8 protein-coding genes and 1 CRISPR repeat array are annotated in these 16,586 nt (G+C 38.7%); all 8 genes read left to right on the top strand.

What is annotated here, in order from left to right:
* Positions 1 to 331: 331 nt before the first annotated feature.
* The 8 genes from cas1f to HWV01_RS12975 all read left to right on the top strand — a co-directional run bounded on the left by cas1f (position 332) and on the right by HWV01_RS12975 (position 16,585).
* Positions 332 to 1,321, top strand: a complete 990-nt coding sequence (gene cas1f, locus HWV01_RS13010) for a type I-F CRISPR-associated endonuclease Cas1f (RefSeq protein ID WP_211671958.1) — start codon at positions 332 to 334, stop codon at positions 1,319 to 1,321.
* Entirely contained in the window at positions 1,318 to 4,680 is a 3,363-nt protein-coding gene (gene cas3f / locus HWV01_RS13005; RefSeq protein ID WP_211671957.1) for a type I-F CRISPR-associated helicase Cas3f, read from the top strand. Before cas1f ends, cas3f begins: the two co-directional genes overlap by 4 nt.
* Positions 4,670 to 6,160, top strand: coding sequence for a type I-F CRISPR-associated protein Csy1 (gene csy1 / locus HWV01_RS13000; RefSeq protein WP_211671956.1), 1,491 nt, complete (start codon positions 4,670 to 4,672; stop codon positions 6,158 to 6,160). Before cas3f ends, csy1 begins: the two co-directional genes overlap by 11 nt.
* Positions 6,161 to 7,192, top strand: a complete 1,032-nt coding sequence (csy2, locus tag HWV01_RS12995; RefSeq protein WP_211671955.1) for a type I-F CRISPR-associated protein Csy2 — start codon at positions 6,161 to 6,163, stop codon at positions 7,190 to 7,192.
* A 12-nt stretch (positions 7,193 to 7,204) separates the two neighbouring features.
* The gene (gene csy3 / locus HWV01_RS12990) at positions 7,205 to 8,209 is read left to right on the top strand and encodes a type I-F CRISPR-associated protein Csy3 (RefSeq protein ID WP_211671954.1); all 1,005 of its coding nucleotides are present in this window, start codon (positions 7,205 to 7,207) and stop codon (positions 8,207 to 8,209) included.
* Positions 8,210 to 8,217: 8 nt separating this feature from the next.
* Positions 8,218 to 8,793 carry a type I-F CRISPR-associated endoribonuclease Cas6/Csy4 gene (cas6f, locus tag HWV01_RS12985; protein WP_211671953.1) on the top strand — a complete coding sequence of 192 codons (576 nt, stop codon included), beginning with the start codon at positions 8,218 to 8,220 and terminating at the stop codon, positions 8,791 to 8,793.
* Positions 8,794 to 8,933: 140 nt separating this feature from the next.
* Positions 8,934 to 12,321: direct repeats of the CRISPR family, unit length 28 nt; unit sequence GTTCACTGCCGAATAGGCAGCTTAGAAA.
* 792 nt (positions 12,322 to 13,113) lie between these two features.
* Positions 13,114 to 15,978, top strand: coding sequence for a phospholipase effector Tle1 domain-containing protein (locus HWV01_RS12980; protein WP_211671952.1), 2,865 nt, complete (start codon positions 13,114 to 13,116; stop codon positions 15,976 to 15,978).
* Positions 15,965 to 16,585: a hypothetical protein gene (locus HWV01_RS12975; RefSeq protein ID WP_211671951.1), complete on the top strand. Its 621-nt coding sequence runs from the start codon at positions 15,965 to 15,967 to the stop codon at positions 16,583 to 16,585. Before HWV01_RS12980 ends, HWV01_RS12975 begins: the two co-directional genes overlap by 14 nt.
* Position 16,586: the final 1 nt, after the last annotated feature.

The raw sequence follows: 16,586 nt of genomic DNA, 5'->3' as shown, positions 1-16,586 counted from the left end.
AGGATCGAGACGATCATTTAAAGATCGTTAATGTCAAAGTTGTGACACCTTTTGACACAAAGTGACAAGCTTTCAGGATTATCTAAGAGATAAACATCATTCATCCTAATCAGCTAAGTGATGTTAATTTTATGAAGTTTTTAACGAAAGATTTAGAACTAGCATAATGAACGGGTCTGTCTGTTATGAGTGGAGTTATTGAGTTTGAAAGTGAGTATTTTTGTATCTTTTGAGATTAGATCATAAATTTTACTATTAATAAAAAGATAAGTTGTGACGCTTGGTTTTTTCGTGTCTAATTACTTTGATTTCAAATATTTAGGTATTAGTTATGAAGGATTTGTCACCATCAGATTTAAAAAGCATTTTACATTCTAAACGCGCAAATGTGTATTACCTCGAATATTGCCGTGTTATGCAAAAAGACGGTCGGGTTCTGTATTTAACTGAAGCTAAGCATGAGAATAATTATTTCAATATTCCTATCGCTAATACTACGGTTCTTTTATTGGGTAATGGCACTTCTATTACTCAGGCGGCAGTCAGAATGTTAGCTCAAGCTGGCGTACTTATCGGATTTAGTGGCGGTGGTGGTACGCCGCTATATATGGCGAACAATGTTGAGCATGCGATTGAATGGATGACACCGCAAAGTGAATACCGGCCAACCGAATACCTGCAAGGCTGGATGTCATTTTGGTTTGATGATTCTAAGCGGCTGGATGCCGCAAAACAATTTCAGCAAGCGCGTATTGAATATTTGCATCGTATTTGGGGGAAAGACCGAGAGTTACGTCTTGAAGGATTTACCACTGATGATGCAAGTATACAGCAAGCTCTGGAACGGTTTGATGAACGAATGGCTACAGCGTCTAAACCATCTGATTTATTACTGATTGAAGCACAGCTTACTAAGCAACTGTATAAGTTCGCCGCCAATATTACCAAAACGTCCAATTTTACTCGTCAGCATGTATCGACCGACAAAGCTAATGACTTTTTAAATCATGGTAATTACTTGGCCTATGGGTTGGCCGCGACAACGCTGTGGGTATTAGGTATTCCTCATGGTTTTGCAGTGATGCATGGCAAAACTCGCCGTGGTGCATTGGTATTTGATATTGCGGATTTGATCAAAGATGCAATTGTGCTGCCGTGGGCATTTGTGTGCGCCAAAGAAAATATGACCGAACAAGAATTTCGGCAACAGGTACTACAAGCCTTTACCGATCATAAAACGTTAGATTTTATGTTTAATCAAGTTAAGAAAGTCGCATTGCAGGAGAAAGAGAATAAGGGTGATGCAGGTGAAATCACATGATGGTCACTTTTGTTTCTCAGTGTGAGAAGAATTCGTTAAAGAAAACTCGACGTGTACTCGACGCCTTTGCAGATCGTATTGGTGATAATACCTGGCAAACACTCATTACCGATGATGGATTACAAACCGTTAAACGCATGTTGCGTCAAACGGCGAGTAAGAACACTGCGGTAAGTTGTTTTTGGATCCGAAGTCGTTCTCGTAGCCAGTTTTTATGGGTCGTTGGTAACAAAGATAGATTTAATGAAAGAGGGTTAGTGCCAGTTAATCGAACGAGTAAACAGTTAGTGAAAGATGATAATTTTCATTTGAATAAAGAAGTGATTGCGTTGTTATCTTCTTTGGCTGGTTTTTTTCATGATATTGGCAAGGCCATGGTGCTATTTCAAAATAAATTAAAACCTAATTATGATGGAAAACGTTTTGAGCCTTATCGGCATGAATGGGTTTCGTTACGGTTGTTTCAAGCTTTTGTTGATGGAAGAAATGATACAGACTGGTTAAAAGCGCTTGAAAATGTAAATAATCAAACTGAAGAAGATGTTTTAAAAAAACTGGAACACTTAAAAGATGGAATTAGTAGTAATATTGTTAATCCGTTTAAACAATTTCAACCTGTGGCTAAAGTTGTTGCATGGTTAATTGTTTCTCATCATCGTTTACCACAATCTCCAAAAGGGATCGATAATCCACCGTCATTAGATAAAATGAACCTTTGGTTAAGTGAATCGTTTGAAGCAAGTTGGAATTCTCCTCAATGTTGTAATGACGATTGGAATCATGAAACATTAAATAATAATTGGAATTTTGGCGAGCATGGAACTCCTTTTAAAAGTGTACTTTGGCAAACTCAAATAAGTATTATTGCGAGAAGAACGCTTAAACATGATCGTATATTTTTATCTGATTGGTTGGGGCAGCGATTTACATCTCATTTATCTAGATTGTCACTAATGCTTGCGGATCATTATTATTCTTCTAAAAAAGAAGTGACAAAAGAGTGGCAAGATCCAAATTATCAGGCTTATGCAAATACTGATAAAGATAATGAAACTGGTGTTCCATATCTGAAGCAAAAGTTAGATGAACATAATATTGCAGTAGGACTCAACGCTGGTGAAATAGCAAGAAAAATACCTTACCTAAAACAAGATCTACCAAGTCTAACACCGAATAAAAGTTTTACAGATAAAGTTGAAAAAAATGCTCAACCAGATTTTGGTTGGCAAGATCACGCTTTTAAAATGGCAAACGAATTAAAAAAAATAAGTAAAGAATGTGGTTTTTTCGGTATTAACATGGCTTCTACGGGTAAGGGGAAAACACGTGCAAATGCTCGGATAATGTATGGATTATCAGATTATAACCAATGTCGTTTTAGTGTCGCCTTAGGGCTAAGAACTCTGACATTACAGACTGGAAAGGCGTTACATAAGCATCTTAATATTGCTAAGGATGAGTTAGCTGTCTTGATTGGTTCTCAAGCAGTAAAACAATTGCATCAATTGGAGACAATATTAGAACAAACTGAACAAGAAAATTATGGTAGCGAATCGGCTGAGTCTTTACTAAAAGATGACGTGACGTTAGCTCATAATCTTCCTCATTATAGTGGTATTTGTTCTGAGTGGTTTAAACATGATGATAAGATTTTAAAATTACTACAAGCGCCAGTACTTGTCAGTACTATTGATTACCTTATTCCTGCGACGGAAGGTTTACGAGGCGGGCGGCAAATAGCGCCTATGCTGAGGTTATTAACTTCGGACCTTGTACTTGATGAACCTGATGACTTTGGTCTGGAAGATTTGCCCGCATTATGCAGATTGGTTAATTGGGCTGGTATGCTTGGTTCTAGAGTATTGTTATCGACAGCAACAATTTCACCTGAATTAGCGAGTGCCTTATTTGACGCTTATCAACAAGGGCGAAAGCAATATGTCGAGGTAAATGGGGAGGGGAGTAATATAAATAAAATTTGCTGTGCATGGTTTGATGAATTTAAAAAACCAGTTAATCATAGTGTTAATTCATTAGATGAATTTCAACACGTTCATGGTACGTTTGTCGAGAAGCGTATTCGTAAGCTTAAAGAAGATGAACAAGGTTTAAGGAAAGCGAAAATAATACCTGTTCTTAAGAAAGGAATAGACAAGCCGAGTAAGGTTTTTGCTAATGCGATAAATAAGTCGGTTATAGAATTACATCAAACAAACTTTGTTCAGCACCATACTGGAAAGAAAGTATCTATTGGATTAGTTAGAATGGCTAATATTAACCCACTAGTTACAGTGGCCAAACAACTATATTCAATAGATCCTCCAGCTGACACTCAGATTTATTATTGTGTCTATCATAGTCAATATCCATTAGTCATGCGCTCTAATATTGAGGCTAAATTAGATTTAGCTCTTACTCGCCATAATGAAACAAAATGGTGGGAAGATAGTGGTATAAATGAACTGGTTACGAATAGTGATATAAAACATCATCTTTTTGTAGTTTTAGCTACATCTGTTGCTGAAGTCGGACGTGATCATGATTATGACTGGGCCATCGTTGAACCGAGTTCAATGCGTTCGATTATTCAATTAGCCGGACGAATTCAGCGACACAGAAAATGTGTTCCTCAAGATTATAATATTCATATATTAGGCAAAAACTTTAAAGTACTAAAAGGTGAAAAACCTGCTTATTGTCGTCCTGGATTTGAAAGTTTAAAACTACAGTTTAGCGATTATGATTTATCCAGCTTGATTGAGCAACAGGAGCTCTCCTGTATTAATGCAATCCCCAGAATACAAAAAGTGACGGAATGGGGACGGTATTTAGATACTAAAACAAGTCCACCTAAATTTAAATCTTTTAATGCGTTAGAGCATATGGCTCAAGCTATCAGACTTATGGGAAGCCCAAAAGAAAAAGATGCAGCAAATCTTTGGTGGAATAATGATGTGTCTTGGTGTGGTGAAATACAACGAAATCAGCCTTTCCGATATTCGCCGCAGGCAATGGAGGATTACAATATTAACCTGTCATACGATCAACGTATTATTTGGCAAAAGAAAAAGCAAGGAGAGTATCCTGCACAGTTTAATAAAACGAATGATATCGAATTGATCAAAGAGCATGATTTAATTCTAGCTGAAGGTAATTGTTCGTGGTTTGAAATATCAATAACAGACAGTGTTGACCTATTGTCTAGTCGCTTCGCAGAGTCGGTTGATTACACGTACAAAAAATTCACACACTTACAACTAAGACAAAATAACAATAATGATATGTCTCGGTGGTTGTTCCACCCTAATTTAGGTGTATTTAAATATTTGAAAAAGGATAAATATATTGATGGAAAATAGAATCGATGCCGACAGTATGGCTAATGAAATTCGATTTTTTATTTCTTCGCGTAGAGATAAAAAAGAAGAAGTTTTATTAAAAGACAAGCCTAAAAAAGGAGTGGGAGGGATCAATGCCAGGCTACTTTCTTTTGCTGAAAGTCGATTAAGTAAGTCACTTGATGATTTAGATGATATAAAAAAAATTAAGAAAGATAAAAAACAAACAGCACTTAAATTTCAGCAAGATAAATATCAAAAATTTATTAATTTATTAACTGATTATCAGTTAGATAGTCAGTTGTTGGGAATTATCAGCGAATATAAAGAAACTTTGTTGAAGCTTGAAGAAAAGCATAAACCAAACGTTTGGTTAAGTGAACATGCAATTAAAGCAAAAGACATTAGTTTTGCAACACATGTTGGTAAATTAACTCATTCTAGCAGTAAAAGCTCTAGTGTTTATGACAAAACGTCATCAATAAACGACTTATATTTAACAACAAATACCTTGATTGATTTTTTTGTTGATACAGCAGTGTCCAATGCAGCTTCTGCACCAGCAGGTGAAATATTAACAATTAAAGTAGGTACTAAATCATTATTAGATTTTATAAAAAATGATGATTCATCCCCTTTTTCATTATTATCAGATAATTTGGATGAAGTTAATTTTTGGATGACTGGATTTAAACAGGCTTATGATAGTGATAGAAAATCCAGTCATTTTTTAGCTAAGCAAATCTACTACCCAGTTAATAATGATTATCATTTACTAATGCCTTTAGTATCATCGTCAATAGCACATGAGCTATTTTCTAGGTTTAGATTTAGTGAGGATAAAAAATTAATTTATAAGCAAAAAGATGTTGATAAATATCATCCTGATTTATTCATTTTTTATCCAAATAAAGCCACTTTGAATGTTACAGGGAGTAACCATTCAAATGCATCGTCATTGAATGGTAAGCGATTGGGAAAGTTAGCTTTACTTTCTTGTGCCCCACCTAAATGGAAATCAAAAAATAAATTTTCACTCGAACAAGTCAGCTTATTTAATCGTTCTTTAAATTATAAGTTAGCGGACGAGATTAAAAATTTACAACGTTTATTACTTATCATTAAATCAAAAGAAATTAGCCCTAAAAATCCCGATATGCATCGTGCTATTACTAAAAATATAAATGAGCTAGCAGATGCCTTTTTTGATGAAGTGCTGATTATTAACTCTTTAGGCTATGACAAAGGTTGGACGCAACATTCGAGTTTAGATATTCACCAGCAACTCATATTAGAGGTTGATCGCAATGATGAGGAGGCCGTAGCTGAAAAACTCAGTAAACAGTGGTTATTAAAATTAGCAGACGAATTTGCTTATTGGTTGAATGAGAGGTTAAACGAACATCAAAATCTAGATTTAAACACGACACATCAAGCTTTATGGCAAGCTCTCTTTAAAGAGCCATTACGAGAATTTGTAGCGCTACAGGAGGATAACTAAATGAGCCAATATATAGTGCTAAATAAAGTTAAGGTACAAAATGCAAATTGTATTGCAGGCTTTACGTGGGGTTTTCCTGCCATTACAAACTTTCTAGGCTTCACTCATGCTTTACAACGTAAGCTATCAACTGAATATGATATTAAATTAAGCGGTTGTGCTGTTGTTTGCCATGATCATCAATTGCATGTGTATAAGCCCAAAAAAAATGCTGATTTTGAATTTATACAAAGTAAGAACCCACCTGTACTTGCTAAGCATAAAAAATCTTCACCGCCAATTATTGAAGAAGGAAAAATGAATGTAACTCTTTCTATCATTATTGAAGTTGCAACAGTATTAACCGTAACGAATGACGAGTTAAAGCATTTTGAAAAACGTGTATTAGCGACTTGTTTAACTAATCGGCTAGCAGGTGGCACAATACTAGATATTGGTAAAATAAAGCTGCTGTCAGCTTCAACAGATGATCAAGAGCAAGCGTTAAATCGTAAGATTAAAAAGCTAATGATGCCAGGTTTTGTTTTACAAGATCGCTCAGATTACCTTCAAACTCACTTCGAATGCTTAAAAAACAAAGACCCTCAAGCGAAATTGATTGATGCTTGGTTGGATTTTTCAGCCATAAAACATCAAGCGATACCTGTTGAAGAAGATAAAAACACTCCTCTTACTTTCGAAACGAAAGCAAATTGGAATATATTAAAACGCCCTGTATCAAAAGGTTATCTAGTTCCTATTATGACAGGTTATAAAGCGATTAGTGAATTATTTTCAGCTGGTGAAGTTGAAGATACAAGAGATGATTTAACACCAACTCGTTTTGTTGAGGCTGTCCATACAATTGCGGAATGGAAAGGTATACACCGTGTAACAGATATCAATGAAATGATTTGGAGATACCAAGGTAGAAAGAATAATGAAAGTGATTGGTATTTATGTACGCAAACAAAAAATGAAATTAAAGAAGAACAATCAACAAATAGTGAAAATATTATTACTAATTTTGCAAGTGCATTAGCACAATTTTAAGGATTGAATTAAATGACAGAACTAAAAATGCCATCTGTATTATCTTTTGACCGTAAACTCGAACCCTCTGATGCTGTAATGCATTCTGGAAATTGGACTGACATAGATAAAGCTTCGAAATGGTCTGCGATTAAATTATTTGACCGCCGTAATCGTGCAGTATTTAGTAACTTTACTAAAGAAGAACTCGATAATGAAGTATTACTTAAAGATAAAATGGGTAAACCAAACCTGTCTTGGGGTGATGATGCATCATTACCTTTTGATCAAGATACGTTAAAGTTAAGTTTTAGTTTACGTGTTCTTGGCGGTATTAAAGAACCATCAGCTTGTAATAGCAGAGCTTATCAAGATAAGTTTACAGATGTAATTAGTGAGTATATCAGTGAGTTTGGGGCTGCTGAACTAGCTAATCGTTATGCTTATAATATTGCGAATGGACGTTTTTTATGGCGTAATCGTGTTGGAGCACAAGACATAGCCATTTATGTCAAGCATCCGAGTTTAAGTGAAGCGCTGGTGTTTGATGCTTATGATTATCCCTTGAAAAATACGACAGCGGCAAATGAAAACGTAATTATTTTGGCTCAGTTGATTGAACTAGGGCTGACAGATAGAGAAAATGTTTTAATTGAAATTGAAGCGTATGTGAATATCGGGAAAGGGCAGCGTGTATGGCCTTCTCAAGATATGGTGTTAAATATACCAAAAGGTGATAAAAGTCGTCATCTATTTTCGCTAAATGTTAATGGAGAAGCTATTGCCGCAATGCATTGTGAAAAAATTGGTAATGCTTTACGAACGATTGATGATTGGCAAACTGATCTAGAACAACCTATTGCAATTGAAGCTTTTGGTTCGGTAACTCAGCGCGGAGTCGCTTGTCGTTCTAGTCGAAATGACTTTAAAACCCTTATAACTAAGTGGATGACAGATAAAGATATTAGTATTGAAGATAAGCATTTTGTTATTGCGATGATTATTCGTGGTGGAGTATTCAGTGACGGCGATAAATAGGAGTGGGAATGAAATATTATCTCGATATTACCTTATTACCAGATGCTGAAACTAGTTTAGGGTTTCTTTGGCATAAGGTTTATCAACAGGTGCATATAGCGCTTGTTGAAAATAAAGTCGCTAAGAACCAATCTGAAGTTGCGGTATCCTTTCCTGAATATGGAAGTAAGTTTCCGTTAGGGGCTAAGTTACGTTTATTAGCCAACACGAAAGAAAAATTAGAATTATTAAATGTTGGTAAATGGTTGAAGCGATTGACGGATTATGTGCATTGCACATCGATCAAAGATGTTCCTGATACTGTTTCATCGTTTACATGCTTTAATCGTTTTCAAGTTGCACCGAATAAAGAGCGTATAGCGCGTCGTAGAGTTAAGCGTCATGGTGGTACATTGGATGAAGCGCTTGCATATTTTGAAAACTATGAAGAGCATTTATCAAAATTGCCTTTTATTAATATGAATAGTTTGTCTGAAAGTAAAAAGTTTAAACTATTTGTGAATAAGATTGATGTTAGTGGTCAATGTAATGGTGATTTCGATTGTTATGGGTTGAGTAAGGTTGCAACAGTACCTTTATTTTAACCATTTTTACCAATGAAAATTGTTCTTTAACAAGGTGCATTAAAAATCAATAGGTTACAACTTCATTTGAAAACATTGGTAAAAACACCAAAAAGTTATTAAGTGATTGTTGTAACTTATTATTTTACTGATATTCTATTGTTCACTGCCGAATAGGCAGCTTAGAAAAATAAACCGAATACCAAGCGAGAATTTATTAAGTTCACTGCCGAATAGGCAGCTTAGAAATATTGTTAAAACGACTCTAAGCAGTCGATATAGTTCACTGCCGAATAGGCAGCTTAGAAAATGGTGAAAGCGGTTGTTTTGCTCATTACACAGTTCACTGCCGAATAGGCAGCTTAGAAAGAGTCAAAAGCCGATACACACATTTGTTTTTTGTTCACTGCCGAATAGGCAGCTTAGAAAAGGTTATCGAGCGTCACGTCATCACCGATAAAGTTCACTGCCGAATAGGCAGCTTAGAAAATGCAACACAACACATCTAGTCACTAAGATTAGTTCACTGCCGAATAGGCAGCTTAGAAAAGCTTGCGGCTTTGCGTCAAATTCGCGCTGATGTTCACTGCCGAATAGGCAGCTTAGAAAGATAACGGCTTAACGTGGAATTCATTTACTCCGTTCACTGCCGAATAGGCAGCTTAGAAAATGCGGCGAAAGCATCCCGTAAGCAGCTAAGTGTTCACTGCCGAATAGGCAGCTTAGAAATCTGTATGCATAAATCATCACTACAAGCAGCCGTTCACTGCCGAATAGGCAGCTTAGAAATGAAATGATTATCTTTTTAAATCCGTATTTAAGTTCACTGCCGAATAGGCAGCTTAGAAATTATAGTGCCTGTCAGTTGAAACATGCTTTTTGTTCACTGCCGAATAGGCAGCTTAGAAATTCGGTATCATGCAATGTAAACGTCGCTGGGTGTTCACTGCCGAATAGGCAGCTTAGAAAAACGTCATCAACATTTCTACCGTAACCAATTGGTTCACTGCCGAATAGGCAGCTTAGAAATCCACACCGAAATTCCGCACTACAATAAAACGGTTCACTGCCGAATAGGCAGCTTAGAAAGTTAATGGCGCGGGATTCTTCACGAACCAGTGGTTCACTGCCGAATAGGCAGCTTAGAAACAGGTGTAATAAAAGACAACTGGGGTAAATTAGTTCACTGCCGAATAGGCAGCTTAGAAAACCTACAGTTACAGACGTCTCAACCATATAGCGTTCACTGCCGAATAGGCAGCTTAGAAAAGCAGTCAATAGATCAAATCTAAATATACCAAGTTCACTGCCGAATAGGCAGCTTAGAAAGTCAACTGCATTTGTAACTGTCAGTAATTCTTGTTCACTGCCGAATAGGCAGCTTAGAAAGACAACGGCACGAAAAAACAAGAAAGTTGATAGTTCACTGCCGAATAGGCAGCTTAGAAAACTAACACCAGCTAAACCCGCGTACAACCCAAGTTCACTGCCGAATAGGCAGCTTAGAAAGGTGCGAAGAATCCAACGTCACCCACCTTGATGTTCACTGCCGAATAGGCAGCTTAGAAAGTTAATTGTGACGGTACCATCATCTGACATATGTTCACTGCCGAATAGGCAGCTTAGAAATCACCATGATTTGATTACGCTGTGATTGTGATGTTCACTGCCGAATAGGCAGCTTAGAAATTGAATTGCCCAGGACCTTCACATGCCTGGGCGTTCACTGCCGAATAGGCAGCTTAGAAATTATCGTCAGATTTTCGTTTTGAAATTGCTTTGTTCACTGCCGAATAGGCAGCTTAGAAAACTGAAAGACATAGCAAGAATCGACACGACTGGTTCACTGCCGAATAGGCAGCTTAGAAATTCAACAGATAATTCAAGCGATTTAATCAATAGTTCACTGCCGAATAGGCAGCTTAGAAAAGCAATGAAGAGGTTGTAAGCAATTGAACCCAGTTCACTGCCGAATAGGCAGCTTAGAAAGAGAAACAACTGTAAACGCGTCTTAACTGTCTGTTCACTGCCGAATAGGCAGCTTAGAAAGTTGCTGGTGGCACTGCAATCTGACCCCGTTCGTTCACTGCCGAATAGGCAGCTTAGAAATTAGTAGAATGAGGGCTAAAAGTTATCAGTCTGTTCACTGCCGAATAGGCAGCTTAGAAAAGTTGGTGAATATTGGCAAGATGCAGATAACGGTTCACTGCCGAATAGGCAGCTTAGAAAATTAGCGGGCAAATACTCGCGCCAGTGCAAACGTTCACTGCCGAATAGGCAGCTTAGAAAACCGCCAGAAGAGGCAACATCTACTGTAAAAGGTTCACTGCCGAATAGGCAGCTTAGAAATTACGTAAAGGCCGCTGTGTTATTACAAATGTGTTCACTGCCGAATAGGCAGCTTAGAAACGATCATTGTAGAGTCAGTGCTTGTTGTTCGCGTTCACTGCCGAATAGGCAGCTTAGAAAAACTGAAATAATCCTTACTATTAGCGCGATTAGTTCACTGCCGAATAGGCAGCTTAGAAAATCATGATACTTAACCCAGTAGTACGCGAATGGTTCACTGCCGAATAGGCAGCTTAGAAATGTTACATATTTAAACTTACTATCACCACGGTGTTCACTGCCGAATAGGCAGCTTAGAAATATTGGCGTCAACTCTGGTTTTGAGCCTTCTTGTTCACTGCCGAATAGGCAGCTTAGAAATTGTGATTATGCAGGTTACTTACCGGGTAACGGTTCACTGCCGAATAGGCAGCTTAGAAACATAAACATCAGGTTAGAATACTGTAAGGCAGGTTCACTGCCGAATAGGCAGCTTAGAAATGATGGTTCAATCGATGAATTTGAATTAACTAGTTCACTGCCGAATAGGCAGCTTAGAAATTCAGACCTTCCTTGTCTGCCTGGGCTAACATGTTCACTGCCGAATAGGCAGCTTAGAAAAAGAAGGGAAAAAACAGCGAGTTCTACCGATAGTTCACTGCCGAATAGGCAGCTTAGAAAATGAACAACAAATTAGAATACTGTAAGGCAGTGTTCACTGCCGAATAGGCAGCTTAGAAAATTCCGCCAAGTGTGTCACCGCCAAATGAACCGTTCACTGCCGAATAGGCAGCTTAGAAATGACATTATCACGCCGAGATTATCGCCGGATAGTTCACTGCCGAATAGGCAGCTTAGAAAATGACAAACCATTTAATCTGAAGAAAGTATTCGTTCACTGCCGAATAGGCAGCTTAGAAAAGCAGCGTAATCACCAGTGAATCCGGACTCAGGTTCACTGCCGAATAGGCAGCTTAGAAAGCATAGATGGCACTGTTGAAGCTGGTAGGCCTGTTCACTGCCGAATAGGCAGCTTAGAAATGACCATCCACCCAATCAGAGAAATGTTTGTAGTTCACTGCCGAATAGGCAGCTTAGAAAATCAAGTGCGCTCCATTAGGGTACGCACTAATGTTCACTGCCGAATAGGCAGCTTAGAAACACAAGCCCAAATCCAACGCGGAGCCACTCACGTTCACTGCCGAATAGGCAGCTTAGTAATTGTATATTGTGATGAACATATTCAATCCATTTTTCTGAGTCCTATTAATTGGTTTGATTGGCGCTATTCCTGCGTTCCATATTTATAATATAATCGGTATTAGCTCAAGCAATTGCTAATGCAGTTGTTGATGAGATCACTGCTAGTGCGGAAGTTGGCGTGACAGGTGTGAGTTCAAAGGGACTGTATAAGGTAAGTTAAAAGACAGTGTAAACCATCGCCACTCTATCGCCATCTTTAATTTGACTGACTTTAAGTTGTTGATTTTAAGTTGGTTTAATTTGTATTTATATTGAAACCGGTAATATAAACAGTGAAGGGCACTACACTTGGATAGACCTAGAGTTGGCTTGATTATTAGTGTTTGTGCTATTTAAATCAAAAAGCTATTGATAAAATATATTATATTCAGACACTTAATAATTTTATGATGCGTTGTAAAAGTTGGATGACACGATTTTATGGTGTTGGGACTGGCTATATGGAATATTATATTGCTTGGTTTATCTTTATGGAAAACAAAGCGTCTTGCGAAAACAAAACCAGGCTTAATGGAGCTCTTGAATAAACCAACACTAAAAGGGAACAGAGCCGTTTTTATACAGCACTACCGCTGTGATACATCGCCGGCCTCCATGTAATCACTTTGAGGTAACATATAATGTAAAAACATACTTAACCTATTGCAATATAATAACTTATAGTTTAAAGTTCCCTCAAACCAAATCGTTACAATTAAGTCTAATCAACTTAAAATCGCTGCAATTTTTTTATTCAATTGCGGGCTTATTATGAATGCACGTTACAAATTTATACTTGGTTCTGAATTATCCAATGATGAACTAGCGTATAAACAATCCCCTGAAGAAGTCATCAGAACGCTTTCGCGTGAGCGAAATGCAACAGTGTGGCTAAATACCCTTCCTTCACGACTGAAGCGAATTCTTTTGCTCTCAGGTGAAAAGCAGGCGTTAAACACACTCCGTCGATTACTCTCTAATGGACAGTGGGTTGCGGTTAACGCTCAAAATCAGCACGGCCAAAATGAAAACAAACCGACTTTTACAAACGCTTATTATAAGCGCGTTGTCGATGACGTGGTGCTGGCACCTGAATCCACCTACGAGCCTGTTGAGCCAACGGCGGCGTTTGAATATTCCATTGAAATTACATGCGCTCAAGATGAATTAAATAAATATAATGTCGGTGACTTTTCATTACAAAAAACCGAAAAAGAAGTGTCGCGATTGTCATGGAAGCGCTCCCAAACACAAGACGGTTTTACGCTACTCACTGCGAGCGTCAATGTTAATGAGCCGAAAACGCTCGTTAGGGAATTATTCGCATCCTGTGGTGGTGCGTTAATATTTCATGATGTGGAGCCAGTGAATGCGGGCTCAGGCTCTCACGCAGAATCGTTTATCCCTGTTAAACCCGCTGTTCAGGTAGGTGAGCTACTTGGCTGGCCTACTGAAGGGTTCTTTTACCACTTTATCGATGATGCACTGACACATGAATATCAGTTACTGGGCGAGGGAAAGTGGGCATTTCAAGCTACATTATCAGATGCCGACAAGCTCTCCGATGAGTTACTATCAAAGCAAACATACAGTTTTATTCTGTTGCCTTGGAAAATCAACCGCACTGCGGTTGCTCGCCAGCACTTACTTTACCTTCCCCAAAAGATGACTGCGGCGCAATTTGGCGACTTAACACCGGCTTGGCTTGATGAACATGCGTGTTTACTTGATGTCGATTCAATTGCCAAAACAAAGGGAGATGAAAATATCCTCCGTGAAGAAGCGCTTGATGACCAAAGTAATCAACCTGGGGATGCTCAAACAAATGATTCAAGGCATACGGTAAAAACAAGCATTGACACGGGAAAGGCTGAAACGTGGGCTGACATTGCCACGCAGCATGGATTAGCCGACAAGGTCTTGTTAAACCTAAATCCAATACTTGACCAAGCCCCTTGGCTATTGCAGGTCGGTGATGTGCTGTTGGTCAGTAAAGAGAAAGACCAGGCAGCCGTAACAAAGCAAGACTTATTACCGCCGCAGGCAATTGAAAGCGTCGGCCAAGCCATCCGTTTTGCGAATGCTTATGCGAGCCAGGTTAAAGATAGACAATTACGCCATAACATCGTCGCGGTACTGCAAGACAGTGGCATTCCGCAAAGTGCGCCCATTATTAATATTCATAAAGTAAAGCCTGAGCGCACGTTGCGTATTGGTGTATTTTTTGATGGTACAGGGCAAAACAATCCCAATGATGCTTATAAAGAAAGATGGGGTAATAAGTCGCGTACCAATGTTGCGCGATTGTTTGAGGCCTACCCTGAACAAGAAGGTGAGTCATACGCCATTTATGTGTCAGGTGTGGGTACTGTGGATGGTATCCAGCCGGTTCCTGAAGGGGAAGAGAGCCCCGTCATAGATGCAGGTGATGATGAAAAATCATTATCGCAAGCTTTTGGTGTTTTTGATGATACCGGTGCGTTCCGTAAGTGGCAGTCTTTGCTTAAACGTTTAAGCGATATTTTAAAAGATTTAGACGAAAAAGACGTCTACCAAAAAATTGAACACATTGAATTTGATGTATTCGGCTTTAGTCGTGGTGCGGCGTTAGCGCGTCACTTTATCAACGCGGCGCTTGAGGGGATACCGGATTATTCCAATCAAAAAAGAGGGCCTAACACTGTTGATATCTACCCAAATTTATTGGGGAATGAATCGCACCCTATGTTTGATAATGTCTACAAGGATTTCTACCAGAAAGATGAGACCCGCCGTGTCTCTGTGCGTTTTGTTGGATTATTTGATACGGTTGGTTCGTTCTATTGGGCGGGTAATGATGATGAGGGTAACTTCGAGTTGGGGCTTAAGGAGGATGCGGCTAAAGCTGTGTTCCAAATTTGTGCGAGCCATGAATATCGAGATAAATTCCCGCTGACGGCATTGGATGGCGGTGGTGAAATGAAAGCATTTACCGATGGCATCTTCTCTCAGGAAGTATTCCCTGGTTGTCACACGGATATTGGTGGTGGTTACCCATCGAAAAATCAGTATGGGCGTACCGATTTACCTGAGCGACTAAATCAACCTGTTAATTCAACCTATAATCGTAAGCTGATTAAAACTCATGAGTATAATGAACGAGAGTTTCACGGGGATTCGAGGCACTTTGCAAGTTGGCTGAGGGTAAGGTTAAAGGAAGAGCGTGTGGTTTGGGAAGAAGCGTGTAAAGAAGTTCATGGCGAAGTTAAATTAGATAATAATACACTGTACTATTATCATTTCATCCCGATTAGCAATGCCTTATCTGGTTTGACTTTTAAGCGTATGATGCAACAAGGTGAAGCGCACGGTATTGCATGGGATAAAGATAACTTATTACCACTTCTTGATTATGAAGAGAAAGGTAATATAGCGGAATCATTATGGGAAAGTATAAGAGTTAAGAAGCTTGGTGAGATATCTGCGTCTCATTGGAAGAAGGAAGAGACGCAGTTGTTAGAGAGTTACATACACCGCCCCCATGATACGGTAATTAATCCAGGGTATTGGTCACCGATGGAAGCCATGATAAATGGCATTACACGGGATGATGACGACAACCCAAAACGTCAGGTATTTAGTAATGAAAAAAGGTAAATTTGGTCTTTTACTGTTATTGGCATCATCAATGTTTGGCTGTACATCGGAGCCTTACTCAGTAAAAGTCGGTTACAATAATGGCAGTACAACGGGGCGACATATCGTTTCAAGAATGGTGGTGGGAGGCGTTGATTTTTCGATGGGCTCTGTTGGCACCTATCCAGGTAAGGCTTCAACCGGTGGCCGAATGTGGCCGCCCACGCATATTGAGGGTGATTGGGCGAAAGGGAACCCAACTCCAAGCAGTGGGTTAATATCCTACCACCGCATATCGATGGATATACCCAAGGATGCGGAAGCAAAAATGAAGCTTATGGATAATTATTATCAGAATCTTGATAAGGATTATGGCTCTATGCAGGTCATTGTCGATGGTCCTCGGGTGAGGGTGTTTTATACTAAAAATTGTTTTTCTAAATTTGATGATTGTACGCCCAAACAAAGTATTGACCCGAATGGTTGGGTAATAAAATCTCCTAGTGGTACAACTGATGTGGTGAAGCTGTTTGATGGTATTGGTGAGTCATCTAAAACACCTTTTCCTAACACCCGCTTTGCTGAGAGAGAGAGGCTCAAAAAACAGAGGCTCAAAAAAGTGGAATGAT

Origin of the sequence: Moritella sp. 5, assembly GCF_018219455.1 — a bacterium.
Classification (GTDB): Bacteria; Pseudomonadota; Gammaproteobacteria; order Enterobacterales; family Moritellaceae; genus Moritella.
Note: the sequence above shows the minus strand (reverse complement) of the source record. Positions and strands in the feature narration are given on the sequence as shown.